At 50.3% G+C, this 26,219-nt stretch carries 22 protein-coding genes; 21 read left to right on the top strand and 1 reads right to left on the bottom strand.

Annotated features, from left to right (window positions below):
* The first annotated feature begins 90 nt into the window (after positions 1-90).
* The 8 genes from G5149_RS07550 (at position 91) to G5149_RS07515 (ending at position 8,574) form a co-directional block, all read left to right on the top strand.
* Positions 91-783, top strand: coding sequence for an ABC transporter permease (locus G5149_RS07550; protein WP_322862112.1), 693 nt, complete (start codon positions 91-93; stop codon positions 781-783).
* Between the two features lie 176 nt (positions 784-959).
* Positions 960-1,619, top strand: a complete 660-nt coding sequence (locus G5149_RS07545) for a TIGR01621 family pseudouridine synthase (protein WP_421212177.1) — start codon at positions 960-962, stop codon at positions 1,617-1,619.
* A complete protein-coding gene (locus tag G5149_RS07540; RefSeq protein ID WP_254204492.1) occupies positions 1,619-2,329 on the top strand; it encodes a haloacid dehalogenase-like hydrolase in 711 nt (236 codons plus the stop codon). Before G5149_RS07545 ends, G5149_RS07540 begins: the two co-directional genes overlap by 1 nt.
* 224 nt (positions 2,330-2,553) lie before the next feature.
* Positions 2,554-3,690 (top strand): 4-hydroxyphenylpyruvate dioxygenase, encoded by a 1,137-nt coding sequence (gene hppD, locus G5149_RS07535; protein ID WP_110302313.1) that lies wholly within the window; start codon positions 2,554-2,556, stop codon positions 3,688-3,690.
* Positions 3,683-4,834: a homogentisate 1,2-dioxygenase gene (locus G5149_RS07530; RefSeq protein WP_201915836.1), complete on the top strand. Its 1,152-nt coding sequence runs from the start codon at positions 3,683-3,685 to the stop codon at positions 4,832-4,834. Before hppD ends, G5149_RS07530 begins: the two co-directional genes overlap by 8 nt.
* Positions 4,835-4,844: 10 nt before the next feature.
* The gene (locus G5149_RS07525) at positions 4,845-5,840 is read left to right on the top strand and encodes a fumarylacetoacetate hydrolase family protein (RefSeq protein WP_337073042.1); all 996 of its coding nucleotides are present in this window, start codon (positions 4,845-4,847) and stop codon (positions 5,838-5,840) included.
* 139 nt (positions 5,841-5,979) lie between these two features.
* On the top strand, positions 5,980-6,615 hold the full coding sequence (gene maiA, locus G5149_RS07520; RefSeq protein WP_005361400.1) for a maleylacetoacetate isomerase: 636 nt from the start codon (positions 5,980-5,982) through the stop codon (positions 6,613-6,615).
* Positions 6,616-7,077: 462 nt separating this feature from the next.
* Positions 7,078-8,574, top strand: coding sequence for a C69 family dipeptidase (locus G5149_RS07515; RefSeq protein WP_421212176.1), 1,497 nt, complete (start codon positions 7,078-7,080; stop codon positions 8,572-8,574).
* 172 nt (positions 8,575-8,746) lie between these two features.
* Here G5149_RS07515 and G5149_RS07510 read toward each other — a convergent pair whose 3' ends face one another.
* A complete protein-coding gene (locus G5149_RS07510; protein ID WP_005344743.1) occupies positions 8,747-9,271 on the bottom strand; it encodes an acyloxyacyl hydrolase in 525 nt (174 codons plus the stop codon).
* Between the two features lie 1,233 nt (positions 9,272-10,504).
* On the opposite strand from G5149_RS07510, the gene G5149_RS07505 reads away from it, so the two are divergent.
* From G5149_RS07505 to G5149_RS07445, 13 genes are all read left to right on the top strand, one after another.
* A complete protein-coding gene (locus G5149_RS07505) occupies positions 10,505-10,879 on the top strand; it encodes a hypothetical protein (RefSeq protein WP_421212175.1) in 375 nt (124 codons plus the stop codon).
* A complete protein-coding gene (locus G5149_RS07500; protein ID WP_254204491.1) occupies positions 10,866-12,674 on the top strand; it encodes a polysaccharide biosynthesis/export family protein in 1,809 nt (602 codons plus the stop codon). Before G5149_RS07505 ends, G5149_RS07500 begins: the two co-directional genes overlap by 14 nt.
* Positions 12,675-12,739: 65 nt before the next feature.
* A complete protein-coding gene (locus tag G5149_RS07495; protein WP_213388797.1) occupies positions 12,740-13,540 on the top strand; it encodes an ABC transporter permease in 801 nt (266 codons plus the stop codon).
* Between the two features lie 11 nt (positions 13,541-13,551).
* On the top strand, positions 13,552-14,202 hold the full coding sequence (locus G5149_RS07490) for an ABC transporter ATP-binding protein (protein WP_213388796.1): 651 nt from the start codon (positions 13,552-13,554) through the stop codon (positions 14,200-14,202).
* A 15-nt stretch (positions 14,203-14,217) separates the two neighbouring features.
* Complete coding sequence (locus G5149_RS07485; RefSeq protein ID WP_213388795.1) at positions 14,218-15,420, top strand: sugar transporter; 1,203 nt, start codon at positions 14,218-14,220, stop codon at positions 15,418-15,420.
* A 269-nt stretch (positions 15,421-15,689) separates the two neighbouring features.
* A complete protein-coding gene (locus tag G5149_RS07480; protein ID WP_421212174.1) occupies positions 15,690-16,703 on the top strand; it encodes a hypothetical protein in 1,014 nt (337 codons plus the stop codon).
* 17 nt (positions 16,704-16,720) lie between these two features.
* The gene (locus G5149_RS07475) at positions 16,721-18,934 is read left to right on the top strand and encodes a glycosyltransferase (RefSeq protein ID WP_421212173.1); all 2,214 of its coding nucleotides are present in this window, start codon (positions 16,721-16,723) and stop codon (positions 18,932-18,934) included.
* Between the two features lies 1 nt (position 18,935).
* Complete coding sequence (locus tag G5149_RS07470) at positions 18,936-19,811, top strand: alginate O-acetyltransferase AlgX-related protein (RefSeq protein WP_421212172.1); 876 nt, start codon at positions 18,936-18,938, stop codon at positions 19,809-19,811.
* A gap of 21 nt (positions 19,812-19,832) precedes the next feature.
* Positions 19,833-20,918: a glycosyltransferase family 61 protein gene (locus tag G5149_RS07465; protein ID WP_421212171.1), complete on the top strand. Its 1,086-nt coding sequence runs from the start codon at positions 19,833-19,835 to the stop codon at positions 20,916-20,918.
* 11 nt (positions 20,919-20,929) lie between these two features.
* On the top strand, positions 20,930-22,096 hold the full coding sequence (locus tag G5149_RS07460) for a nucleotide sugar dehydrogenase (RefSeq protein WP_421212170.1): 1,167 nt from the start codon (positions 20,930-20,932) through the stop codon (positions 22,094-22,096).
* A 95-nt stretch (positions 22,097-22,191) separates the two neighbouring features.
* On the top strand, positions 22,192-23,094 hold the full coding sequence (locus G5149_RS07455) for a glycosyltransferase family 2 protein (RefSeq protein ID WP_421212169.1): 903 nt from the start codon (positions 22,192-22,194) through the stop codon (positions 23,092-23,094).
* Positions 23,095-23,337: 243 nt separating this feature from the next.
* On the top strand, positions 23,338-25,203 hold the full coding sequence (locus tag G5149_RS07450) for a glycosyltransferase family 2 protein (RefSeq protein WP_421212186.1): 1,866 nt from the start codon (positions 23,338-23,340) through the stop codon (positions 25,201-25,203).
* Positions 25,191-26,216: a glycosyltransferase family 1 protein gene (locus tag G5149_RS07445; protein ID WP_421212168.1), complete on the top strand. Its 1,026-nt coding sequence runs from the start codon at positions 25,191-25,193 to the stop codon at positions 26,214-26,216. Before G5149_RS07450 ends, G5149_RS07445 begins: the two co-directional genes overlap by 13 nt.
* The last annotated feature ends 3 nt before the right edge of the window (positions 26,217-26,219 follow it).

Here is a 26,219-nt window from a genome sequence, read left to right as displayed (position 1 = left end):
ATGTCGTACTCAATGCAGTCATCCGTTTACTGTGGGAGTCGCGGTGCCAGTGCCGAGCGTCACTACATCACGATGAAGACGAGGTAAGCCATGGATTTCTCAATCATTCTCAAAGAGTGGCCCACCTACTGGGAGGGGCTCTATACCACCGTCTGGCTGGTGGCCCTCTCTCTGATCCTTGGGTTGATGCTGGCGGTGCCCATGGGCATCCTGCGCAATAGCCGCAACTGGCTGCTCAAGGGGCCAATCTGGGCCTATATCTACTTCTTTCGCGGCACCCCGCTGCTGGTGCAGCTCTTTATCATCTACTACGGCGCCGCCCAGTGGGAGTGGCTGAAGAACAGTGCCGCCTGGTCGCTCTTCTCCGAAGCCTGGTTCTGTGCGCTGCTGGCTTTCACCCTCAATACCGCCGCCTATACCGCCGAGATCGTGCGCGGGGCGGTACACAATATGCCGCGCGGCCAGATTGAGGCAGCCAACGCCTTTGGCATGACCCGCTGGCAGACCCTGACCCGGATCATTTTGCCCAACTCGTTTCGTCGGGCACTGCCGGCTTACAGCAACGAGGTGATCTTCATGCTGCAGGGCTCGGCGGTGGCGGGCATCATCACCATCGTCGATCTGACCGGCGCGGCGCGGATCATCAACTCTCGCTACTACAGTCCGTTCGAGGCCTTTTTGACCGCAGGGCTGCTCTATATGCTGCTCACCTTTGTCATCGTCTGGCTGTTCAAGAAGTGGGAAGCGCGCTGGCACGCCCACCTGCGCCCGCGCAATGTGTAAGGGTTGAGCTGCCAAGATGAGCGAAAATGGCTCCACCTGTTGCAGGCGGGGCCATTTTTTATCTTCAGCCTCTGCCCGCCCGGTTTGCTAAATAGTGCCCGAGCAGGGAGAATGCAGCACTCCCGAGCGCCGCCAGTCGTTGGCTGCATGCCTTATTCCCCTGTTCCCGAGGTTTTATGTACCGGATATTGTTTGAGCATCCCGCTTTCCTGGTTATCGACAAGCAGCCCGGCATCGGCATGCACGACGAGAAGGGCGACGGGGAGTCGGTCAATCCGGGGCTGGTCAATCGCGTGAAGGCCGATATCGGGCTCACCCTCTATCCGGTACACCGGCTCGACAAGATGACCTCCGGCTTGGTGCTGCTGGCCCGCACCACGGAGGCGAACCGTGAGCTGAGCATGGCTTTTGCGGCCCGTGAGGTGAGCAAGCAGTATCTGGCGCTCTCCGATCGCAAACCGAAGAAGAAGCAGGGTTGGGTGAAGGGGGACATGCAAAAGGGGCGCGGTGGCAGCTGGATGCTGACGCGCACGCTGGAGAATCCTGCCATCAGCTGGTTTGATTCGGTGTCGGTGCGCGAGGGGCTGCGGCTCTATCGCATCAAGCCCCAGACCGGCAAGACCCACCAGATCCGGGTTGCCCTCAAAAGCATCGGCGCCCCCATTCTCGGGGATGAGCGCTATGGCGGTACGCCCTCCGATCGCGGCTATCTGCACGCCTGGCGACTGAGTTTTACCCTGGCGGGCGAGCCGTTCGATTTTGTCTGCTCGCCCGATGTGGGGAGTGAATTTGTCACCCCTGAGCTCACTGCAGCCATTGCAGCCCTTGCGCCCTGATGTTTATGCGCCCAGCGTCTGACACCATTATCCCTTCAGCGATAGATCGTGATCCTGACGGGGGCACTCCGCGCTGGATCCTGGCCGACTTTGACGACACCCTGGCCCCCGGCGACAGCCACGCCGGTCTGCTGCGCTATATCCTGCGCCGCCGGATCTGGCCGCTGTTGCTGTTGCCAGTGATTGCGCTGGGTGGCTTGGTCTATTTGTTGCCAAGTCAGCTGCTACCCAGCCAGCGGCGGCGCGGTATCTCCCTTATCTGGTGGGCCATCACGCTTTGGCTCTCTCCCCTCGGTTGGCGCAAGCTGGTGCGCGCCTATTGCCGCACCAGGCCGGGGCTGTTTCGTCAGGCTCGCGAATTGCTGCAAAGCGAGGGGGCGCGCTGCTGGGTGATCTCCGCCAGCCCCTGCGCGCTGGTGCGAGCCCAACTCTATCAGCAACTGCCCGGCCAGTTGCCCCACCGGATCATTGGCTCGCAGATGCACTACCGTTTTGGCGGCCTGATGCCGCGCTTCTATTGCCACGGCCAGCACAAGCTGCTGCCGGAGATCTGCGCCCTCGATGTCGAGCTGGCCTTGAGCGACAGCCTGCACGATCTGCCACTGCTGGGGTTGGGGAAAGAGGCGTGGCTGATCAATCCAACGCCCACGCGACTGCAAAAAGCCCGGGCCCGCTTGCCCCATCTGCTGGTCAAAAACTGGCAACTGTAAGCCAAAGCTGACAGCCATGCGGGTCGTCACCGTTTGATCCGCAAGGCTGCGACTTGAATGTCACAATCCATTTACATTATTTGCTGCCAGCTGCGAAAAACTATCTGCAACCCGCCTCTTCTCTTCCTGCTACGCCCTGCTTCTAATGAAACAAGTTGTTAACACTTGCCGCGCCGCTGGGTGCCGCAATCCGTTTTAACCGAATCAAGAGCAAGGAGCGCCCGATGAATGCCACCTCTTCCGCCACCCATACCATCAATCCTTTAGGCACAGACGGTTTCGAGTTTGTCGAGTACACAGCCCCCGATGCCAAAGGGATTGCTGCCCTCAAGAGCCTGTTCGTTTCGCTCGGGTTTGCCGAGGTCGCCAAGCACAAACACAAGCAGTGCTGGCTCTACCGGCAGGGGGATATCAACTTTGTGGTCAATGCCGAGCCTCACTCCCAGGCGGAGCAGTTTGCCAGCCTGCACGGGCCGAGCGTTTGCGGCATGGCATTTCGGGTGAGCGATGCGGGCAAAGCCCAGCAGTACGCCATCGCCAAGGGGGCCAAGCCCTTTGTCGGCAAGATTGGCCCGATGGAGCTCAATATTCCCGCCATCTACGGTATCGGCGAGAGCACTCTCTCCTTTGTCGACCGCTATGGCGACAAGGGCTCCATCTATGACGTGGATTTTGTCTTCTACCCCGACTGGCAGTCCCGGATGGCAGAGGTGGATGCCGGTCTTATGGAGATCGATCACCTGACCCACAACGTCCATCGCGGCAATATGGATGTCTGGTCCAACTTCTATGAGCGGATCGGTAACTTCCGTGAAATTCGCTACTTCGATATCGAGGGCAAGCTGACCGGGCTGCACTCCCGTGCCATGACCGCGCCTTGTGGCAAGATCCGCATCCCCATCAACGAGTCGGCGGATGACAAGTCCCAGATCGAGGAGTACCTGCGTCAGTACAAGGGGGAGGGGATCCAGCACATCGCCATGGCCTCCAGCGATATCTACCACACCATCCGCACCCTGCGCAGCCGCGGTACCGGCTTTATGCCGACGCCCGATACCTACTACGAGAAGGTGAACAACCGGGTCGAGGGGCATCAGGAGGATCTGGCTGCTCTGAAAGAGCTGCGCATCCTCATCGACGGCTCCCCCACCAAGGATGGCATCCTGCTGCAGATCTTCACCGACACCGTGATTGGCCCGGTCTTCTTCGAGATCATCCAGCGCAAGGGTAACGAAGGGTTTGGCGAGGGCAATTTCAAGGCGCTGTTTGAATCGATTGAGCTGGACCAGATCCGCCGTGGCGTGCTGGATGGCGGCGAGGATGAGAAGGGTGCCCGCAAAGAGGGAGCGAGCGATGCGTAACTGGATTAACTTCCCCCATCGGGAGGGGACCCACTCCCGGCAAGCCCATGCCGACCTGCCGGAACAGGCCATCTATGAGCGCGAGCTGGGGCGAAGCGGCTTTTTCGGCCCCGCCACCCACATGCACCACAAGCATGCCCCCACTGACTGGATCAGTTGGGAGGGGCCGCTGCGGCCACGGCTGTTTGACCTCAATGCCCTCCAGGAGGAGGTAAGCTCGCTCTCTCCCTGGGTGGCTCCCGATATTCTCAGCAACCCCCACTGCCGCTATCGCATCTGGCGGCTCTCCGAGGCGATGCCGTTTCTGGTGCGCAACGCCGACGGCGACGAGCTGCTCTTTATCCACGAGGGGGGCGGTGAGTTCTTCTGCGACTACGGCCACCTGACTCTTCGCGATGGCGACTACGTAGTGATCCCCCGCGGCACCATGTGGCGCATCGAGCCGACGGCGCCCCTGTTCATCCTGATGATCGAGGCGACCAACGACAGCTACCAGCTGCCGGATAAGGGGCTGGTGGGCAATCACGCCATCTTCGACCCGGCGGCGCTCGATGTGCCCGCCATCAACGAGCGCTTTTTGGCCCAGCAGGATGAGAATCCCTGGTCGCTGCAGGTCAAACGCCACGATCAGGTGTCGGTCATCACCTGGCCGTTCAACCCGCTGGATGCACAAGGGTGGCACGGCGACTTGTGCGTGGTGCGCCTAAACTGGCGGGATATCCGCCCGCTGATGAGCCATCGCTACCATTTGCCGCCGTCGGCCCATTCGACCTTTGTTGCGAGCCGCTTTGTGATCTGTACCTTCGTGCCGCGCCCCATCGAGAGCGATCCCGGCGCCCTCAAGGTGCCCTTCTATCACAGCAATGACGATTACGACGAGGTGCTCTTTTACCACGCCGGGGACTTCTTCAGTCGCGACAATATCGAACGGGGCATGGTCACCTTCCATCCCGCCGGTTTCACCCACGGCCCCCATCCCAAGGCGTTTGCGGCGGGGCAGGCCTATGCCAAGAAGTTCACCGACGAGGTGGCGGTGATGCTAGACACCCGCGATGCGCTGAACGTCGGCAGCCTCTGTGAAGGGATCGAGAACACCCGGTATGTCTCCAGCTGGCAGCGCCCGGACGCGGCTGCCGGCAAATAAGGAATCGCTTATGAAATTGGCAACATTGAACAATGGCAAGCGCGATGGCGCTTTGGTGGTTGTGAGCAGGGATCTGGCCCGAGCGGTGCGGGTGAGCGAGATTGCCCCGACTTTGCAGGCCGCCCTAGATGATTGGGCCGAGGTTGCCCCCAGGCTGGAGGCTGTCTATCAGCAGCTTAACGAGGGCCGCGTGGCCGAGGCGTTCCCCTTTGACGAAGCGTCTTGCCTCTCTCCGCTGCCGCGCGCCTATCAGTGGGCCGATGGCAGCGCCTACGTCAACCATGTGGAGCTGGTGCGCAAGGCGCGTGGCGCCGAGATGCCGGAGAGCTTCTGGCACGATCCCCTGATGTATCAGGGGGGCTCCGACAGCTTTCTCGCCCCCTGTGGGCCGATTGTGATGGGTTCGGAGGAGTGGGGGATCGATTTCGAGTCGGAGGTAGCCATCATCACCGACGACGTGCCGATGGGGGTGAGCCCGCAGGGGGCCGCCAGCCACGTCAAATTGCTGATGCTGGTCAATGACGTGAGCCTGCGCAACCTTATTCCGGGGGAGCTTGCCAAGGGCTTTGGCTTCTTCCAGTCCAAACCGTCCAGCGCCTTCTCGCCGGTGGCCATCACTCCGGATGAGCTCGGCGATGACTGGCGTGATGGCAAAGTGCATCTGCCGCTTCTGACCCACCTCAACGGTGCGCTGTTTGGTGCGCCCGAAGCCGGGGTGGACATGACCTTCAACTTCTTCGAGCTTATTGCCCATGCGGCCAAGACCCGTCCCCTTGGTGCCGGTTGCATCATCGGATCGGGCACCGTCTCCAACTACGATCGCAGCGCCGGTTCCTCCTGCATCGCCGAGCGCCGCATGCTGGAAATTCTTGATTGTGATCAAGCTATAACCTCCTATTTGCAGTTTGGTGATAGAGTGTCGATCGCGATGGAGGATCGCTCTGGCCAAAACCTGTTTGGCACCATCTCTCAACAGGTGGTGCCAGCGAGCGGTCAGGGAGGTTGATGGCCAGCGCCGGTTGGCGGCAAGGATTTTCGGGATATGTCCGGATCACGACGAGCCCTCAACCGGTGCCGGATACACAAGGAGGCAGGTGGCGAGCACCTGCCGGGCTTCGGGCCCAGATAAGATGCAGGGACAGATTATGTTGCAGTTGTTTGGCTATTGGCGTTCGTCGGCAAGTTTTCGGGTGCGGATCGTGTTGCAGCTCAAGGGGCTCGCCTACGAGCAGCATCCCATCAATTTGCGGCAAGGCGAGCAGAGCGAGAAGGCCTATCGCCGGATCAACCCGCAAGGGCTGGTGCCGTTTCTGGTGGATGGCGATGTACAGATCGGTCAGTCGGTCGCCATCATGGAGTACCTTGACGAGACCTATCCAGCCTACTCCCTGATGCCCTCTTCCCCCGACGCGCGGGCCCGAGTGCGCCAGATCGTCAACATGATCGCCTGCGATATCCACCCGCTCAACAATCTGCGGGTGCTCAACTATCTGGAAGAGCACTTCAGGGCCAACAACGAGCAGGAGGCTCGCTGGTATCGCCACTGGATTGACGAGACCTTCACCGCCCTCGAACAGCTGTTGATGACCACCGCCGGTGTCTACTGCGTCGGCAACGAAGTGACCCTGGCCGACTGCATGCTGGTGCCCCAGGTTTACAACGCCCGCCGCTACGACATGACCCTGGACGATTACCCCACCATCCGCCGCATCGTCGCCAACTGCGAACAGTTGCAAGCCTTTATCAAGGCGGCACCAGCCAACCAGCCGGATGCGCAGTGACAACCTGACTTAACGAACATCGCGGGATGGCATCAACACGCCATCCCACGCGTCACATCTCCTCATCTCTTTATTCCCCCTCTCTGTGCGCTTTGTGTTCTTCGTGTTGGCGGCTGAATGTCGCCAATAATCCTTCGCTTGTCACACTTATCAACATTTTGCATCGACTGAGTCTTTGTTATTGGTGTTTTGGGCTGCCAGTCACACTCAAGTCAGTGGATTGGGCCTAGTATCGCCACGCCAGCGGGACAACGGAAAGCAGAGATGCGCACAGGTCGTCTATCAGGGGGCCTTGGCTACCTCTCTGGTTTCCACGGTTTATCCGCACTGCTTTTTACGTGTTTACGGTTTGATGGCCCGCACTGCCCGGCCCGTGTCACCGCGCAGATCCCTTGTGACAGCGGCAGGTTGACTGGCGAGCCACCGCTTATTTGCAACCACTCTGTGCAACAAGGAGATCTCATGCATTCCTTCAAAAAGTGCGTCGTCGCACTCTCCATCAACCTTGCTCTCTTCTCGTCGGCGTTCGCCTGTACCACCTTGCTGGTCGGCAGTGAAGCCAGCGCCGATGGCTCCATGATGGTGGCCCGCAGCGCCGACAGCGATGCCCTGAAAGCCCAGCATTTCGTGATCCATCCGGCCAAGCAGGGTCAGAGCGGAGTCCATAGTTCCAAGGCCCACAACGGCGCCAATGATTTCAGTTATCCCTTGCCGAAAAACTCCCTGCGCTATACCACAGTGCCGAACTGGAAGACCCAGCTGCACGGCGCCACCGGATTTAATGAGAAGGGGGTCGGGGTGAGCGGTACCGAGTCTATTTTTGCCTCACCCGAAGCGCTTGCCTTCGACCCCTATGTGGAAGAGAAGGGGATCACCGAGGATGATATTCCCGATGTGCTGCTCTCCCGGTCTACGTCGGCACGCGAGGCGGTCGCCTTGCTTGGCAACATCATCGAAACCATAGGTGCAGGAGAGGGATTTGGCGTCGCCGTGGTGGATGATACCGAGCTCTGGTATCTGGAGACCGCCACCGGCCACCACTGGATGGCGCAGCGTCTGCCGAAAAATCACTATTTCGCTACCGGTAATCAGGGCCGCTTGCAGCAGTACGATCCCGCCAGTGCCGACATGATGGGATCGAAGAATCTGATCGAATTTGCCACCGAGAAGGGGCTCTACCATCCGCAAAAGGATGGGGCGTTCAACTTCTCGAAAGCCTATACCCGCGATGACGAGCGGGACCGCACCTATAACGATCCGCGAGTATGGACTATCCAGCAGATGTTCAACCCCTCGCTCAAGCAGGCAGTGGATGCCGGTCGTCAGTTCCCGGTCACCCTCGCCCCCGAGAAGAAGATGACGCTGGAGGAGGTCAAGGCGGTGCTGCGCAATCACTATGACGGCACCGAACACGATCCCTACAGCAAGGGGTTGAACGGTCAGGAGCCGTGGCGCCCTGTCAGTGTGTTTCGTACCTATGAGTCCCATGTGATGCAGGTTCGCCCCTGGATGCCGCGTGAGGTGGGGGAGGTGACCTATGTTGGACTCGGCATGGCGGACTTGACCGCCTTCGTTCCCTACTACAGTGGTCTGGAAGCCTATCCGGCCCACTATGCCATGGGCAGCGACAAGGCCGACAGCGACTCCATCTACTGGAAATATCGCAAACTGCAGACTTTGGTAATGACCGATTACCCCAAACTGGCCCCCATGGTGAAGCAGGCTTACCAGAGCTGGGAGGCGAAGATCGCCAAAGAGCAGAAAGAGATGGAAGCCAGCTATCTGAAAACGGTCAAAACCGACAAGGCCGCCGCCAACAACATGCTCAACGACTTCAATCTGCGAGTCATGAAGGAGGCCGAGGCGTTGACTGAAGAGCTGACCAACCAGATCTTCACTGTGCGCACTCAGGATATTCAGGCCGATATCTTCTTCGCCAACAAGGCGAAAAAGGACTGATTGCCACCCCCATGATGTGGTGAAGCGGCAGAGCGTGTCGTCATCCATTTCCTGAGTGTGGTGATCCTCTCACGGCCACCCCGGTTATCAGAAGACGGCATAACGAAAAGCCTTCACGGAAGTGAAGGCTTTTTTGCAGAGTGTTCCGGTGATAGCGACAAAGCCTGTCTGGCTAAAAACGGTACTCGATATGGAGGGTATGGCTGTCCAGCCCCGGGTTCTTGTCATACATATAGGCGTTGGACATGTGCTCATATTGATAGCCGATCAGCCAATTCTTGGTGATGGCGTAGCCGAGACCGATGCCCAGAGCGAACTGGAAGGGGCCGCCATAATCCTTGAAGCCGTGGCCGCGTGTGCCAAATTGATGTTGATTGAGCCAGACCATTTCGCCGGGTATCCAGGTCACCCAGTTACCCCATTGGCATTCGATACGGGCGCCGCCTCCCAGTCTTGCGGTCTCTTCATCTTCTACCTTGAGTGTACCTCCACGCACCCCCAGCCCAAATTGGCAGCCTGAGTCTCCCCAGCGCCAGAACATATGGTGAAACTTGGCGTCGGCGAATTTGATGTCGAGCTTTTCATTGCTGAATGCTTTGCCCAGTTGCAGGGTAAGAATATTGTCATTGGCTATCGCTCCTGCGCTGGTGAGCAACGAAACCAGCAGGCCGATCCTTGATAGAGTGTTAGCGTCCATGCCCCCTCCAATGTCGTTGTGACCCTGTGTCGCTGATTCAATCGGACACATATCAGGCATAGTCAACAGACAATAACCCTGTCAATCACGGCCAGAAAAACTAAAAAAAATCATGTTGGTCGATAAATGGGCTATCGCGTTGATGCCCTTAATAAGGGGAGGTCATCAGCATCCCGGCTTAGTTCGTTATTTGAACAAATGTGTAACATGTGACGTGATGATGCTCGCTGGCGTGGACTGGTTTATCGCGCAGGGCGAGGAGTTTGAGAGGGATGTCGGATATGACTTCCTGGGTAAATCAGATTTCTCCTATTTCATTTTCATTGAAAAATCAATATTGTGACTTCACAAAAATTAATTTTTTCTGGAAGGGAAGAGGAATAATTTAGACGTTTCTAAATTAATCTGGAGCATCATCAAAATTATTTACACCATGTGAATACATTTTTTGCCAATGAAAAATGAAATAAAAAATTCTTAAAAAACAGTATTTTGCTGATTTTTTCATCGGGTGGGGATTGCAGGTGGAATTTTTGATTGTTGACCCAATTGCGGCTTATTGGTAGCATTCAAAAAAAACGAGAATAAGTATGATATACGTCACATTGTGACGCTTTCATGCACGGGTTGGGTGCTTACATTATAATCTATCTGCTGGCTTTTTGAGCTGGCAGTCCACGTATTTTGTCCCTCCTGTATTTATTTCACATCCATCTTGTATGCTTTTTATCCGGCAGGATGTCATCGCCGTGCGGTAGCTATGTCTAATTTTCCCGGCACCTCGTGTTGTGCGGTAGCTATGGCCAAACAAGAGATGCTGGTATCATTTGTGTAACACTTTGCCAACATTTGAACTGTGTCACCCGTCTTGAGGCTTATGACTGCTCTGAGCAATACAGACGGTGTACAGCCTGATATCCATCATAACTATTCGCGTTTTACTCGATTTGTTCAGAGCATTCTGCAATGTACGCAGTAAACGCTCATATATTGAGCAAATCACGCTGATCCAGCTTGCATCAACCGCTTTTTCAAGTCTTGACTGATTGCCTGTTAATGAGGTACTTCATGGCCCACTTTGGCATATAGAGGATATGAAAATCTTCGTAATGCTGAATATTGCAGTTCTTCTTGGGTCGCAAAGATAACCAGCAAATCGGTAAAAAATTACCAGAGCATAAGACTGTAAAGTTTTAAAAGATTAACATTTGACTCCATGGAAAATATTGACACATGAATTATGCAACCCGGTTATTGGCGATTTCATTAGCCATACAAGTTGGTGGCTGCGCATATGAGCCAAAGCAGGTAGAAGCGTCTCGTCCTCTCGTCAACCCCTCGATTGCTACCGAATCGCATGTCATGCCTCCCGATCTGCAGCAGGCGCTGAATACGCTGCCACAGGGGGCAGCATTCAGTAGAAACAATGTGACCTATACCCTGGGGCAACGTTATGTTTCTGCTCTGGGTCTTGAGTGCGTTGAGTTGTTGTTTAACAGTGTGCAAGGTCACTCGCAAAGACGCGCGGCATGCAAGACTGAAGAACAATGGTATCTGATACCTCAACTGGAACAGACCTCTGTCAGCAACCTTCTTGCTGAGCAATAAAATGAAGGCAAATGGTTTGAAAAAAATGAAAATATATCAGCTTGGCACACTTCTGTTCCTCATCAGTACATCCTGCACAACCATGACCCTTGCCGCACCTGATTTAGCGCAAGCAAATGGATCATCATTTGGTTACACCCTTTCAGGAAAAGCTGCAGAAAACACCGGCCCCCAGCTTGGTGGTCAAGCTGCACTGAGTGGGCAGGCAAACACAAGTTCAACGACCGGGAGTTTTACTCAACAGAATCGTCAAGGGATGTTGTTACCCGGTGAGGCAGACGTACGAAAATTACTGCCCCTGGCAGAGGCAGGATTACCTCCTCCTTATGGCGCCAATCTGTTTGCAGGTGGGTATGAGACTGAACGCAGTGATGGTTTGAATGACAATTATCTGATAGCTCCGGGTGACAAACTTAATATCTGGATCTGGGGAGCCGTCAACTTTTCAAATGTAGTGACGGTAGATAATCAAGGTAATATCTTCATCCCTGATGTCGGCCCGATCAATGTCAAGAATGTACCTGCCAGCCAGGTCAATAATCTGGTGACCAGCAGGATTGGTGATGTTTTTACAAATAATGTCAATATCTACGTCAACCTGCTGACAACAACTCCCGTGAGTGTGTTTGTTACTGGCCCGGTAATACGGCCAGGCCAGTATGCGGGTCAATCCTCTGACAGTGTGCTCTATTTTCTAAAGCGGGCTGGGGGGATCGACTCGGAGCGCGGCAGCTATCGTCAAATAAAGGTATTACGCCAGAACCAGGTCATCCAAAAAATCGATCTGTATGAATTCATGCAGCAGGGCAAAATGCCCAAGCTCTCTTTTAAAGATCAGGATGTCATCCTGGTAGAGCCACAGGGCCCGATGATAAATGTCGCGGGCAAGGTGCGTAACCCATTCCGTTTCGAATTGACTCAGCGTAATACGCTAGGCTCGGAGCTGGTCAACTACGCACTGCCGCTTGCCAAGGTGAGTCATGTCGGGGTGATAGGTGACCGTCCAAGTGGTCCATTCTCCATCTATTTACCTTACAAGGATTTTGCCAGCCTCCAGCTTAAGGATGGTGACAAAGTCTTGTTCAATGATGACATGCATGCACAGGTTTATGATGTGCAGGTCGCAGGTAGCTATATGGGGCCCTCATATTTCACTGTGCGCAAGCAGACCAAGCTGCATGAGCTGCTCAACCATATTCCCATTGACCCACAGCTTGCCGATTACCAATCCATCTACCTGATGCGCAAGAGTGTCGCTGCGCGGCAAAAAGAGATGTTGGAAGAGTCGCTCAACCGGTTGGAACGCAGTGTGTTTACTGCTCCTGCCAGTTCGGATGGTGAAGCGGCGATCCGTGCCAAAGAGGCAGAACTGGTGATGCGCTTTGTCGAAAAGGCCAGAAAGATTCAGCCACTTGGCAAGGTGGTGGTCGCAGACAAGGGGATTGTTGCGAACATTCAGCTGGAACAGGGTGACCAGATTGTCATACCGAACAGAACGGACCTGATCCAGGTCGGTGGGGAAGTATTGATGCCGCAAGCTGTGGTCTATAACGCCAATGCAACTCTCGATGACTATGTGGCCTGGGCGGGCGGATTCACCGAACGTGCGAATGACCAGCGGATTGCCGTGGTTCATGCCAACGGGTTGGTGGAGTTTAAAGATAAGGGGAGTGTCCAGCCTGGTGATCAGATCCTGGTGTTGCCCAAGGTCGACAGCAAAACCATGCAATCGGTCAAGGATATTACTCAAATTATCTATCAGATCGCCGTGGCTGCTAACGTAGCAATCAAGTAAGCCGCTTCTTGATGAGAAAAAGCAGACTCGCCAACGGGCGAGTCTGCTATGGGTAAAGCGAAATAATGAATAAACCGATACTTAATCAAACGCCGCGCACATCCCTGCAGGTGTTGCGAGATGTTGTCTTTGGCCTGCTTATTCGTGAGCTTAAAACCCGTTTTGGTAATTATCGGCTGGGCTATGCTTGGGCATTGCTAGACCCATTGTTGATGATAAGCGCATTTAGTTTGATCTTTGGTTTACGAGGTTCGAGTGGTTTTGGCGGCGCACCTGCGCCACTATTTATTACTGCGAGTTATTTACCTTTTCTTTTTTTTAGAAATGTCGTCAGTAAATTGCAATCAGCAGTTAGTGCCAATATGGGCTTGTTCTGCTATAGACAGGTAACGCCGTTTTCTACCTTTATTGCTCGCTTCATGCTTGAAACCATGATTGGAATCATCGTCGGCTGTATTTTAGTCATGGGACTTTTGTGGTTTGGTTTTGATGCCATCCCTGATGACCCGTTGCAAGTCATACTCATTTATTTCTTATTGATGGCATTTTCATTTTCACTTGGTATTATTTTTTGTGTGGTTTGTAATTTGTTTCAAGAGGCCGATAAATTTCTCGGCTTGTTGATGATGCCATTGATGTTCATCTCATGTGTCATGTATCCACTTATGACAATCCCTGCTCAGTATCAACACTGGTTTTTATGGAATCCGCTAGTGCATGCAGTTGAATTGATCCGAAGTGGGTGGCTTGCTGGTTACAGTAGTCCAAATGTTAGCTGGGTATACTTTTCAAGTGTGACACTGATATTGTTAACATTTGCTATGAGCTGCTATCGTTTGAATCATCGTCGATTAATTTCCAGTTAATGTGAAATAATATGATCATTCTTGATAATGTAACCAAGTATTATCCGACAAAATTTGGCCGTAACTATGTACTGCGGGATGTCAGTATTGAATTGCCGCGGGATCGTAACATTGGCATTTTAGGTGTCAACGGGGCTGGTAAATCTACCTTACTACGCTTGTTGGGTGGTATGGATGCGCCTAATGAAGGGCGTGTTATTCGTCAATGCCGTGTATCCTGGCCGTTAGCATTAAGTGGTGGATTTCAAGGTAGTATGACCGGACGAGAGAATACGCGCTTTGTTTGCCGAATTCATGGTGTACGGGATACCAAGACGGTTGAAGAGTGGGTGAAGGAGTTCTCAGAGATCGGTCAGCACTATGAGTTACCCATCAAAACCTATTCCAGTGGTATGAAGTCAAAATTCAATTTCGCCGTCAGTATGGCCTTTGATTTTGATATTTATCTGACGGATGAGATCACCTCGGTAGGCGATGCGCGCTTTAAACAGAAATGTATTGATGTGTTTAATCAAAAACGCGAGACAGCCAGTCTTATCATGGTGTCGCACGATATGAAAAACCTTCGTCAGCAGTGCGATATGGGTATTCTGTTGCGTAATAGCAGACTGGAAGTATTTGACAATATCGACGATGCCATCCGTATTTATCAGAATCTATAATAAGCCAAATTCAACATGACTCAACTTATCAAATCAGAAAAGTCCTCACGCTTTGTGCGTAAGTTGCGCAAGTTAAGCAAAGCGCCTAAACAGTTTTTTATTGACTCCAGCGGTTATCAGATTGCTCACCGTTCTTGGCAAAGCAGTCTCAAATTAGGCAGCTTCTTGTGGGTAGTAGTTTGCTTTGCGATCGCGACAGTCTATTTTGGTTTTATGGCATCTGACCGTTATGTCAGTCGTGCCGAGTTGATTATCAAGCAAGCTGATCAAATCAAGATGTTACCCGATGCCTTGTCCATGCTGGGTATTGGTGGTAGCAATCATCAAGATGTGCTGTTAATTCAAGACTATTTAAAATCATGGGATATGCTAGCCAAGCTGGATAAAGAGCTCGCCCTCAAATCACACTACCAAAGTGGTGCGGCAGATTATTTTTCACGCTTGTCTGATGATGTCAGTCGAGAGGATTTCATCAAGTACTATCGCCAGCATCTGGGACTACATCTTGATGAGTTGTCCGGTGTACTTACCATCGAGTTGCAGACATTTGATCCTCAATATGGTCAACAGGTTGTGGCCCTGATGCTTAAAGAGTCAGAACGCTTTATCAACAAGTTGGGGCATCAAGTGGCTCTCGATCAGCTTGCTTTTGTCGAAAAGGAAGTCGATCGGGCTTATCAACGGTTGCAAGATGAAAAAGCCAAGGTGCTGGCCTTTCAAAACAGCCATCAACTTATCAGCCCAGAGTCGACCAGTAGCGCACGCTTGGGAGTGGTCAGCCAGATTGAAGGCGAACTGGTGCGCCAGCAGGCCGAGCTGAAACAACTGCGCAGCTATATGAAGGATTCCGCTCCCGCCGTTGTCTCGGTACAGAGCCGGGTTGATGCCTTGACCAGACAACTTGAGCAGGAACGAGCCAAGTTGACCGGTCAGGACAAGGACGCCATGAATGAAATCACCGCCGGCTATCTGGATGTGCAAACCCAGGCAACCTTGGCGGCAGACCTCTATAAAACCGGTCTTATCAGCCTGGAGCAAGCCAGGGTTGAAGCATATCGCAAGTTGAAGCACCTGTTGGTAATTACCCAACCGACGTTGGCGGAAGATGCCGAATATCCGCGTCGCCTCTATAACCTTGCTACCGTGGGTGTACTGCTTTGCCTCTTCTATGGTCTGATCGTGATGGGGTTAGCGACATTACGTGAGCACCAGGATTAATCACTGCATGATAAAGATGACATTGGGATTTTGATATATTTTGAAATCAGGGCATACCTAATGCTTTCGGCAGTTATTGGTACCTACTGAGCGACAGTTAATAACTCTAACAAGCTATACATTTTATTTTCATGATTATGGAATAAGTTTTTTGGGAAAAGTATCTATTTACCATGGCAGCAAATCTATTGGTAGTAGATAGAGAGGATGTCATCTTTTTCCAAGTTGATATCCATTCACTATAAGTTAAACCAACAAGAGCATGGGATATGCGAAAAACAATACCTCGAGTAACAAATAATAACTCATTGCACGAAATCAAAAATGAGCTGGCAGTGCTGAAACAGGCTTTAGTTGAAAAAGATAACCTTCTGAATACAGTAAATGAGAGCTCGTTTGCCTTGCAAGTTCAATTAGAGATCTGTCAAGGCAAGTCAGCTCGACTCACCGCTGATAATGTGGCATTGAAGGCCCGCATTAAGGGGCTTGAACAAGATCATCAAACTAGAAACGCTGAACTGGCCACGCTCAGCAAGTTGATCTTGAAATCTGATGAGACCGCTCAACAGAGTGCTGCACAGTTGAAAAAGAGTCATCTTGAACTGGATGGTTGTAAAAGTGAACTCAGCAAGACTAAAGCGGCTTTAGATATATCTCAAACAAAATTAAAGAAAGCTGAGTCAGAACTTGGTCTATTGAAACAGGCACACAACAAGACCAAGCAGGAACTTGAGAACGAACTCGGTAAATTTAAGTCTCAATTAGTTAAAGAGAAAGAGTTAAATCATTCACTTTCCTCCCAGCTAACAAATTTGCAAGATAATTTGAATGTCAGATTCAGTGAGCTGGCTAAACTTAGTAATATTTTAGAAGTAAAAGAGCGGAAGCTGCTGGCTAAAGATAATGAACTGTCTATATACAAGGAACAGCTAGATAAACTGAAAGCCTCCTTTGCATGGAAAGCGGCAGCTCCCGCACGTGCATTGAGTAACAAGTTTAAAAAGAAAAATACTAAAAGTATGTTACGTCAGCATGCCGAGGTTGTTCAAAACTCAGGCTTGTTCAGCGTCGACTGGTATAGAAAAAACTGTCCTGAGATTGATGAACTTTCCATTTCTCCGGTCGAGCATTATTTGACCATAGGTTTTAAAGTGGGTTTGACTCCCAGTGAGCGTTTTGACGGAAATGATTATTTAGCGAGGTATCCCGACGTACAACAAGAAGGGGTAAATCCTCTTTTACATTATCTCATGTTTGGCAAGAATGAAGGCAGAACGATCTAATTTTGCGGGATTAAAAAATGAATAACTTCGATGCTCAATGGTATTTGAATAATTATAAAGATGTCGAACTGTCCGGCATGGACCCGTATCAGCATTATCAAAAAATCGGTAAACTGATCGGCCGTCATCCTATGGACCCAAATAAAATAGCGGCCAACACGGCACAAATTGCAAAGAGTGCAGCAAAGCCAGCCCCTGTCGGTAATAAAGCTATCCGCGGTGATTTCAACCTGAAAGCGGGCGGGAGTGGCGAACTCTATGGCTGGCTGGCCGAAATCGGTGATCCGGCCCCCCGTGAAGCGTTAATCAGCATAGATGGTAAACAGTATAAAGTGCTGGCCGATGTCAAACGTGAGGATTTGGCCAAGAACAAGATCAACAATGGTCAACATGGTTTTCGCTGGAGCGTACCTGCTGAATTTATCGATGGTAAAACCCATCAACTAGAACTGATTGATGCCAAAACCGGGCAGTTGCTCAAGCAGACAACTACCTCCTGGCAGCATAATCGCAAGTTTACCTGCTTTGATGAGTTTTTGGCCGAGTCAATGGTCAACCCGATGATCTATGCCCCCTATCGGGAAGAGGACAAACGCTGTTTCGCCATGATGGAGAATACGCGTCGTTCGCTGGTCGCCTATACCCAAACAAATCATCTCGATGCGTTAGTCAGCATCATCATGCCTGCATACAACCGGGAAGATACCATTCCTGCCGCCATTACCTCTGTTCTGGCACAAACGTACCCATACTTTGAACTGATCATTGTCGATGATGGCAGTACGGATGGAACCATCCAGGTGGTTGAGGAGTTTATGGATGAACGGGTTCGTCTGATCCGCGGGCCTGGTCGTTCTGGCGTCTCTGAAGCTCGTAATATCGGTTTACGGGCAGCGAAAGGTGAGCTGATTGCCTATCTGGATTCCGACAATACCTGGCAACCTGAATACCTCAGCGCCATGGTCGCCGCCCTGCACAAGAGCCCTCATGCCCAGGCTGCCTATTCTGGCCAATATCTCTATCGTGGCACGCATCCGGAACCGTTTGCGATCCGCTTTGCCAGTTTCAATAAGGGTCTGCTGGAAAACCGTAACTATATTGACCTGAACTGTTTTATGCATAACAAGCAGGTCTTTAAAAAGACGGGAATGTTTGACACCCAGTTGAAGCGGTTTGTCGATTGGGATCTGATCCTCAAGATCAGCAGTGAATTCACCATTATTTCGGTGCCGGTGATCCTCTCCAACTATTTTTATGAGCTGGCAGAAAATGCCATCACCAATGACCATTCGTTAAACGGTTTTATCGATATTGTGCGAGAACAGCACAACACCCGTGAATTTATCAAGGGGCGGGCCCTGTTGCGTTATGGCCAGAGCGAACCGGTCAAGCATCGCTTGCCCAAGCCAAAATTGGCACATCACGTCACCATCATTATCCCGAACTATGAATCGCTGGAGGATATTCAGGATTGTCTCTCTTCCATTCGCAAGTATTACGATAGCAAGCAGGTCGATATCATAGTGGTCGACAATGCGTCAGCCATGGCAGTCAGAACCTATTTGCGGGAGCAGGCGGTCAAAGAGTTTGATATTACCTATATCGAGAATGAGTTTAATGCCGGTTTTACCTATGCGGTGAATCAGGGGATCAAGGCGGCCAAGGCCGGCAGCGATATCGTATTGCTTAACAACGATGCCTTGCTGACGCGTACCGCACTGGTAGCCATGCAGCAACTGGCCTATCAGGATCCCAATATCGGCCTGGTGGTTCCTCGTCAGGTACTGTTTGCCAATACCAAGACCATTACGACCCATGTGCCGTTTGCCAACCCCGGCATAGATTGCGATGTCAACCTCTCGCAGCATCACAAGAATATTGCTCGGGTGCCCTTGCTGCATGACGGAGAGCAGGTGGAGATCAGCTTTGCCCCCTTCTTCTGTACCTATATGCGCCGCGAAATTGTCGATCAGGTTGGTGGGCTGGATGCCGAATTTGGTCGCCACTATCGCTCGGATCGGATTATGTGTGACTATCTGCGCCACTTGCTGGGAATGAAGATCTTCTATACCAGCCAGGCAGTGGTCTACCATAAATTGCAAAAAGCGACCGACGGTATGCGTAAAAGCGATAAAAAGAGTACCGAATTTGAGCTGATGTTTAAGAAAAATCAGTGGTCAAAATCAGAATTAGATCTTCTAAAACTATCACAAGCTCCATGGGATATATAAAATGTTTGTAAAACCATTGTATGGTAAAAATGGTTGGATGTTTCTTGATGGGGATAACAATCGAACTATTGATCAGATGACGGGTAACCTAATACTAGGTGATGAACAATTAAAACAATGGGAGGAGCTATTAAAAAGCAGGATGTCGAGGCTTTCAGAGAAAAATATTGAATACATATATATCTGTGCTCCGAATAAAGAGTCGGTTTATAAAAAATTCTTACCTGAATGGTATAAGCCTGCACAAGAAACTCCTATTCATCAACTTATTCCTATTTTCACTAAGTTATTATCCAACAAATTCATATATCCTGTAGATGCTCTGGTTAATAGCCCATTAGATACCTATCCTCAAGGTGATACACATTGGAATCAATATGGGGCATATAAATGTTTTCAAGAGTTAGAAAAGGTATTAGGTCGTGCAGATACTTTAGCTGATGTGAACTTTGTAACTCGCAACTTGCCTGGTGACTTGGGCAGAAAAATAGATTCATCTTACCTTGAAAGCCAACCTGTAGCATCCTTTAGTAAAAGTACATTTACTATTGAATTTGATAATAAAATTAATAATAGGGGCAGGATTATCATCTTTAATAACCCTGATGCTCCTGTAAAAAAGAAAGTTGTTTTTTTTAGAGACTCATTTGGTAGTCAGTTGATTCATTTTTTAGCAAGAGCATATAGTCGTGTAGTGGCAATATGGCAGCCAAGTTTAGATTATAGTATTATTGATTTTGAACAACCAGACTTGGTTATATCTGAACAAGTAGAAAGGTTTCTTATATCTCCTCCATCAGATACAAGTTCTCCTACAGCAGAGGAGATCGCGTTATCAAAAAATTGTGATGTAAATTTATATTACAGTGGGAAATGATTAGGTGGGGATATTAAAATTATGAATGATTACATCAGTATACCATGGGTGAATGCTAAAGAAGTTGGTGCCTTATCTGAGCCCGCGGATATGCACCTTGAATATGGATTTAAAGTCATTAGAGGAGCTACATCTAATCTTTCTAACTTTCAAGCATTCTCTGAAATTGAGGATTGTCTTTACAGCTCACCATCAAAATCGCAAGCAATTTATCTTCAAGACTCTTATGTCTTTGGTTGTGGCTTTTTAATAAAATCACAAGAATCTTTTATACAGCAGTCTCGGTATTTGAATCCTGATATTGATGCTAGACTAAAGAATTCGTTGAGAACTGCTCCTGTCGAACTCGATGATAAAACATTTTGGATTTGTGGATGTAATGCTTCTATAAAAAATTATTGGCATTGGCATGCACAATCCTTACCAGCGATACTCCAATGTATTGATTTTCTTCAAAAGCTTGGAATTTCAAAGTATGGTGTTATAGTTCCGAAAATGACTTCATGGCAAAGGAAGTCATTGGAGGCATTAGCAGTTGATTTTATAGATGTAGTAGAAATAAGCATATATCAAACAGTCTATGTCAAGAAGCTCATAATTAGTGAACTGATGTATTCCACATCACCTTATGATGCATCTATTTATCGTAGGGATGTTAGAGATAGAATATTGTCATCAGCGAGAGAGAATGCCTCTGGTATCAGCGCTGAAAAAATTTATATTTCTCGTAAAGACACTAATAAACGACCGATGTTAAATGAAGCTGAGTTAACATCCAGCTTGAATAAGCTTGGTTTTAAAGAGTTTGTAATGAGCGAACTTTCTTATTTTGATCAAGTTTTAGTATTTAACTCTGCAGAGTATATAGTTTGTCCACATGGTGCTGGTACTACGAATGCGCTTTTCTGTGATAAACAATCTAAAATTTTAGAGCTTCATCAAAAAAGTTACCCGAATGCAGGTCCAGCTTCATTGCTAAAAACTAATGGCGCGACATATCATGTCGATATATTTGAAGATGATGGACTGGGTCAATTGACTAATGGATGGTATGTAGATGTAGATTTATGTCTAGATTCTGTGCAAAGAATGGTCTCAATTAAATAAAGTGAATTAATATGAATATTACAATTGCAGGCACCGGCTATGTCGGTCTTTCCAACGCGGTATTGCTGGCCCAACACCATCAGGTCATTGCACTGGATGTGGTGCCAGAAAAAGTCGAACTGCTTAATCGCCGTCAATCTCCCATCGTGGATAAGGAGCTGGAAGAGTATCTGGCCAACAAGCCGCTAAATCTTAAAGCGACGCTTGATAAATATGAAGCGTATGAGGCGGCCGAGTTTGTGATTATTGCCACTCCCACCGATTATGATCCCGAGACCAACTACTTCAATACCAGCACGGTCGAGGCGGTGATCCGCGATGTGATGAGCATCAACCCCAATGCGGTGATGGTGATCAAGTCCACCATTCCGGTGGGCTTTACCGAGCGGATGCGCGAAGAGCTCGGCACCGAGAATCTGATCTTTTCACCAGAGTTCCTGCGCGAAGGCAAGGCACTGTATGACAACCTGCACCCTTCCCGTATCGTGGTGGGGGAGTGCAGCGAGCGGGCCCAACGTTTTGCCGACCTGTTGCAAGAGGGGGCCATCAAGCAGGATATTCCGGTATTGCTGACGGGCAGCACGGAGGCGGAAGCGATCAAGTTGTTTGCCAACACCTATCTGGCGATGCGGGTAGCCTATTTCAACGAGCTGGATACCTATGCCCAGTCTCACGGTCTCGACAGTCGCCAGATTATCGAAGGGATTGGCCTGGATCCCCGTATCGGCAGCCACTACAACAACCCCTCCTTCGGTTACGGTGGTTATTGCCTGCCCAAAGATACCAAGCAGTTGTTGGCCAACTATAACAAGGTGCCCAACAACCTGATCCGCGCCATCGTCGATGCCAATACCACCCGCAAAGACTTTATCGCCGACAGCATTATTCGCCGCAACCCCAAGGTAGTGGGGATTTATCGTCTGGTGATGAAGGCGGGCTCGGACAACTTCCGCTCCTCCGCCATTCAGGGGATCATGAAGCGGATCAAGGCGAAAGGCATCGAGGTGGTGGTCTTTGAACCGACCATCAGGGAGGAGCATTTCTTCCACTCTCGTGTTATTCGCGATTTGAACGAGTTCAAGGCTGTGAGTGATGTGATTTTGTGCAACCGGATGGCCGCTGAATTGACCGATATGGTGGACAAGGTTTACACCAGGGATCTATTCGGTTCCGACTGATATCTGCAATAGCGTATGGGGCTGGGGTCTGTTTTCCCAGCCCCCGCATCATGATGTATAATCCTGCAGTTTTTCATCCTGATTGAGAACCCGCCTTGAAATTATTTATTGCTGCAATTGTCAAAAATGAAATAGATGGATTGCTCGAATGGATCGCTTTTCACCGGGTACTCGGTGTCAGTGGATTTATTATTGCAGATAATGGGAGTAACGACGGTTCGCGTGAACTGCTCGGCTCTCTGGCCAAATTAGGGGTGGTTACTGTATTTGACCATCCAACTGTGGGGCTGCAGAAACCGCAGTTACCTGCATACGATAAAATTTTGCGCACTTGCCCGCGTGATGTAGATCTGTTGGCATTTATCGATGCTGACGAGTTTTTGTTGCCATTGGAGTCAAATGATTTGCGTCCGGTGGTCACACAATGGTTTGCAGATAATAGTGTCAGTGCCGTTGGATTGAATTGGTCTAATTTTGGCTCCAATGGTGAGACCTTTGCTGGCGAGGGGCTGGTGATTGAACGCTTCACGCAGCGTGCACCCCTTGGTTTCAATGTGAACCACAACTTCAAGAGTATTGTGCGCCCCTCCCGGGTTGACAGTTTTTTCAACCCCCATTTTGCCAATTTGCGTTATGGGCGTTATATCGATGCCAATGGTAGTGACATGGTATTACATGCCAAACACGGTAATGGTGTGAGTGCTCAGGTCATCTGGAATGGCATAAGAGTCAACCATTACGCAGTTAAATCATTGGAAGAGTTCCTGCTTGGGAAGCATTTGCGTGGTAGTGCGGCAACGGCCAATCGAGTCAAACATAAGGCTTATTTTCAGGCGCATGATCGCAATGACGAGCAATGTCTGCTGGCCGCGGCACTGGCCCCCCAAGTGAAGGCCGAGATGATGACACTGAGTGAACAATTAGCCGCCCTGCCTGCAGAAAGAGAGGTGTCCAATCACTCCTGGTTAGCGAACAGCATTAAAAAGCTGATTAAATAACTGCTGTTACTTATTAATTCTATTCTTCACGGTCTGTCACTGGTGTGGCGGACTATTTCAATGTCCCCTCAGGTTGTAAATTCATATATGTATAACGATGGTCATTGGCAACCTCTGGCATTGCCTGACGCTTTTTCATGCCACTCTGGCTGGCTCCTGATCCGGGGGACAATCGTGGCGAGCCAACCACGAGGGGAGACTCGTCTGTGCTGGCAGTGCGGACAGGGAAGATGGCATGAGCAGGTGTTGCCAGTCACACGTCGTGGCACCTTGCAGGAGCTGGTCTATCTGCCCACAGGAGCCAGCCATCTCTCTTTACTGGCCAGCAGCAAGGGCGCGGATTGCCATGTAGAGATTAGCGAGCTTCGTTGTGTCTCTCCTATTGAGAGTCTCTGGCGTCGATTGCGCCGGGTCTTGCCCTTTTATCGACGCCTGACGAACACCAAACGCAAGAGATTGGGTCTCTCATGGCATTTGTGGCTCACGGATCTACAGCAGGCTTACCAACTTGTCGGTAGAGTACGTGACGACAAGCCACTCGATAGCTATGAAGAGTGGCTAGCAAACTTCGACACCCTGGAACCCGCCGAGTACAAGCTGATTGAACGCCTGTTGGCACGTTGGGACTCATTGCCACGTGTCTGTTTTCATCTTGTTGGCGAAAAGAGTGAGCAGAGCCGCCAGCAGACTCTGGATAGCATCCAGGCACTCTGTTATCCGGCAAGTCACATCAGGCTGCAGGAGCATGGCGCATCCTCAGATATCCCCAGTCAGCCTGGCGGCGAGTGGCAGTGGGTGTTGCCTGCGGGTGCCCTGGTGTCCCCCAGCGCCCTATTCTGGGTGGCATATCAGTTACGCCAGGATCCGGATTGTTTATGGCTATACGGGGACCACGACCTGCTTGACGAGAGAGGCAAACGTCACTCTCCCAACTTTAAACCTGACTGGAATGAAACACTGCTGCAGAGCCAAAACTATATTGGCTGGTGTGGCTTGTGGCGTGAACAAGGCGCAAGCCAAATCCCCTTTGATGCGGCGGCATGTCATCAGTGGTGGCTACAGTTGGCACAGCAGTGTGAGCCAAACCAGATTGCCCATATTCCGTCATTGATGATGCATCTGCCCGCAAGTGCGTTGCTTTCGAATGATTGTGATCCGCTGAAAGATAGAGAGGATTTATTGCCAGCAGGTGTGAGCATTGGGGCTGCACCTCATGGTATATGTCGTTGGTTCTGGCCATTGCCAACGCAATTACCATTGGTCTCTGTGATTATCCCCACCCGAAATGGTCTTGCTCATTTACGCCCTTGTATTGAAAGCCTGATCCACAAGACGCAATACGCCAATATGGATGTCATGGTGATGGATAATCAGAGCGACGACGAGGAGACCCTTGCTTACCTTGCCCATATCGAACAGGTTTATGGCGTCAGGGTGATTTCTTATGATCATCCGTTTAACTATTCAGCCATCAATAACCTTGCGGTAAGCAAAGCACGTGGCGATCTGGTCTGCTTGCTGAATAACGATACCGAGGTGATCAGCTCTGACTGGCTGGATGAAATGGTTTCCCATTTATTGCGTCCTGGTGTGGGCGTAGTCGGTGCAAAGCTCTATTACGGAAATGGGTTGATTCAGCATGCCGGCGATGCTGTCGGACCTGGCGGTTGTGCAGATCACCTTCATAATGGTTTGTCCGCAAACGATCCCGGATACCAGCGGCGGGCTGTCAGTGCTCAAGAGTTGTCAGCTGTGACTGCTGCCTGTTTATTGACTCATAAAGATTTATATATTGCGCTCGGTGGACTTGATGAAACGAATTTGCCGATAGCGTTTAATGACGTCGATTATTGCCTCAGAGTGCGAGAGGCCGGCTGGCGAGTAGTCTGGACGCCCTTTGCTGAACTGTATCATCATGAGTCTATTTCCCGCGGTAAAGATGTATCAATACAACAGCAGAGACGAGCAAAATCTGAGTTGCGATATATGAGAACGCGATGGGATGGTGTGCTTAAACACGATCCTGCCTATAACCCTAACTTGAGTTATGAACGTCCTGATTTCTCTCTAAGCAGAGCTCCTAATATGGTGTTGCCATGGATGAATTAATTCGCAGGAAACTATTCAAGCCCTATCTTAAACTCAATAAACAGAGTTATGGCAGCCAGCAAAGCTCTGAAATTGACAGTGAGCGATTGTTTATATTACATGAAGGGAAATCCCCTACATTGGCCTATTTTGAATCGGCTATTGCCAGTCGATTTCCTGATGCAAGATGTCAATGCGTTGACATTCTTGTTTCCCCTGAAATACCTATTCCGGAAGGATCTGCTCTTGTCATTATTCGATTTATCTCTCCGAAGTGGCAACAGCATATAGAAAGATATATCGACAGATGCTCCCGAATAGTTTATTTCATGGATGACGATCTGTTTGACCCGACGGCTCTATCTACGCTGCCTAAAGAGTATCGCAGCAAGATAATAAGGCGCTCGGCAGCTCAACATCGATGGATCACGCAGCACTGTGATGATATCTGGGTATCTACAGCTTATTTGGCTAAAAAATATTTCCACCTTAACCCGGAAATAGTTTCCGCAAAACCATCGCCATTACTTCTTGAAAAAAGAAAACCAGTAAGAATAGCTTATCATGGTTCAAGCTCTCATCGGGAAGAGAAGTACTGGCTGCGGCAAATCGTCGAGGGGGTTTTGGAAGCCTGCCCTAGTGCCAGCTTTGAAATTTTTGGCGAGCATGATATCTATAAACATTATCGCGACCTGCCAAGAGTTTCAGTACTGCATCCAATGAGTTGGCAAAATTATCTTGCGTATACCAAGACCCATCAGTTGGATATCGGATTGGCGCCGCTGCTTGACTCTGATTTTAATTTGGCACGTGGTCCCGTAAAATTTTATGACTTTGTCAGAATGGGCGCGGTGGGTGTATATAGCAATTGCGCGCCCTATAACGATTTTATCGAACAAAACATCAACGGCATTCTGTTGGAGAACGACCCCCAACGCTGGGTTGATGCAATAACATTACTGATTAATAAAGAAAAGAAACGAGCTGAGCTAGCCAATAATGCGAAACTATATGCTTATTCTTTGGCAAACTGAGAA

This window comes from Aeromonas sp. 600479 (genome assembly GCF_049175515.1).
GTDB classification, from domain to species: domain Bacteria; phylum Pseudomonadota; class Gammaproteobacteria; order Enterobacterales; family Aeromonadaceae; genus Aeromonas; species Aeromonas veronii_A.
Note: the sequence above shows the minus strand (reverse complement) of the source record. Positions and strands in the feature narration are given on the sequence as shown.

Bases quoted from the DNA above. Each gene is read 5' to 3' on its own strand.
- G5149_RS07515 (WP_421212176.1), top strand. From the start codon at position 7,078: ATGCATTCCTTCAAAAAGTGCGTCGTCGCACTCTCCATCAACCTTGCT.
- G5149_RS07445 (WP_421212168.1), top strand. From the start codon at position 25,191: ATGGATGAATTAATTCGCAGGAAACTATTCAAGCCCTATCTTAAACTC.
- G5149_RS07465 (WP_421212171.1), top strand. From the start codon at position 19,833: ATGAATGATTACATCAGTATACCATGGGTGAATGCTAAAGAAGTTGGT.
- G5149_RS07550 (WP_322862112.1), top strand. From the start codon at position 91: ATGGATTTCTCAATCATTCTCAAAGAGTGGCCCACCTACTGGGAGGGG.
- maiA (WP_005361400.1), top strand. From the start codon at position 5,980: ATGTTGCAGTTGTTTGGCTATTGGCGTTCGTCGGCAAGTTTTCGGGTG.
- G5149_RS07510 (WP_005344743.1), bottom strand. From the start codon at position 9,271: ATGGACGCTAACACTCTATCAAGGATCGGCCTGCTGGTTTCGTTGCTC.
- G5149_RS07480 (WP_421212174.1), top strand. From the start codon at position 15,690: ATGCGAAAAACAATACCTCGAGTAACAAATAATAACTCATTGCACGAA.
- G5149_RS07490 (WP_213388796.1), top strand. From the start codon at position 13,552: ATGATCATTCTTGATAATGTAACCAAGTATTATCCGACAAAATTTGGC.
- G5149_RS07505 (WP_421212175.1), top strand. From the start codon at position 10,505: ATGAATTATGCAACCCGGTTATTGGCGATTTCATTAGCCATACAAGTT.
- G5149_RS07495 (WP_213388797.1), top strand. From the start codon at position 12,740: ATGAATAAACCGATACTTAATCAAACGCCGCGCACATCCCTGCAGGTG.
- G5149_RS07475 (WP_421212173.1), top strand. From the start codon at position 16,721: ATGAATAACTTCGATGCTCAATGGTATTTGAATAATTATAAAGATGTC.
- G5149_RS07470 (WP_421212172.1), top strand. From the start codon at position 18,936: ATGTTTGTAAAACCATTGTATGGTAAAAATGGTTGGATGTTTCTTGAT.
- G5149_RS07540 (WP_254204492.1), top strand. From the start codon at position 1,619: ATGTTTATGCGCCCAGCGTCTGACACCATTATCCCTTCAGCGATAGAT.
- G5149_RS07485 (WP_213388795.1), top strand. From the start codon at position 14,218: ATGACTCAACTTATCAAATCAGAAAAGTCCTCACGCTTTGTGCGTAAG.
- G5149_RS07525 (WP_337073042.1), top strand. From the start codon at position 4,845: ATGAAATTGGCAACATTGAACAATGGCAAGCGCGATGGCGCTTTGGTG.
- G5149_RS07545 (WP_421212177.1), top strand. From the start codon at position 960: ATGTACCGGATATTGTTTGAGCATCCCGCTTTCCTGGTTATCGACAAG.
- G5149_RS07460 (WP_421212170.1), top strand. From the start codon at position 20,930: ATGAATATTACAATTGCAGGCACCGGCTATGTCGGTCTTTCCAACGCG.
- hppD (WP_110302313.1), top strand. From the start codon at position 2,554: ATGAATGCCACCTCTTCCGCCACCCATACCATCAATCCTTTAGGCACA.
- G5149_RS07530 (WP_201915836.1), top strand. From the start codon at position 3,683: ATGCGTAACTGGATTAACTTCCCCCATCGGGAGGGGACCCACTCCCGG.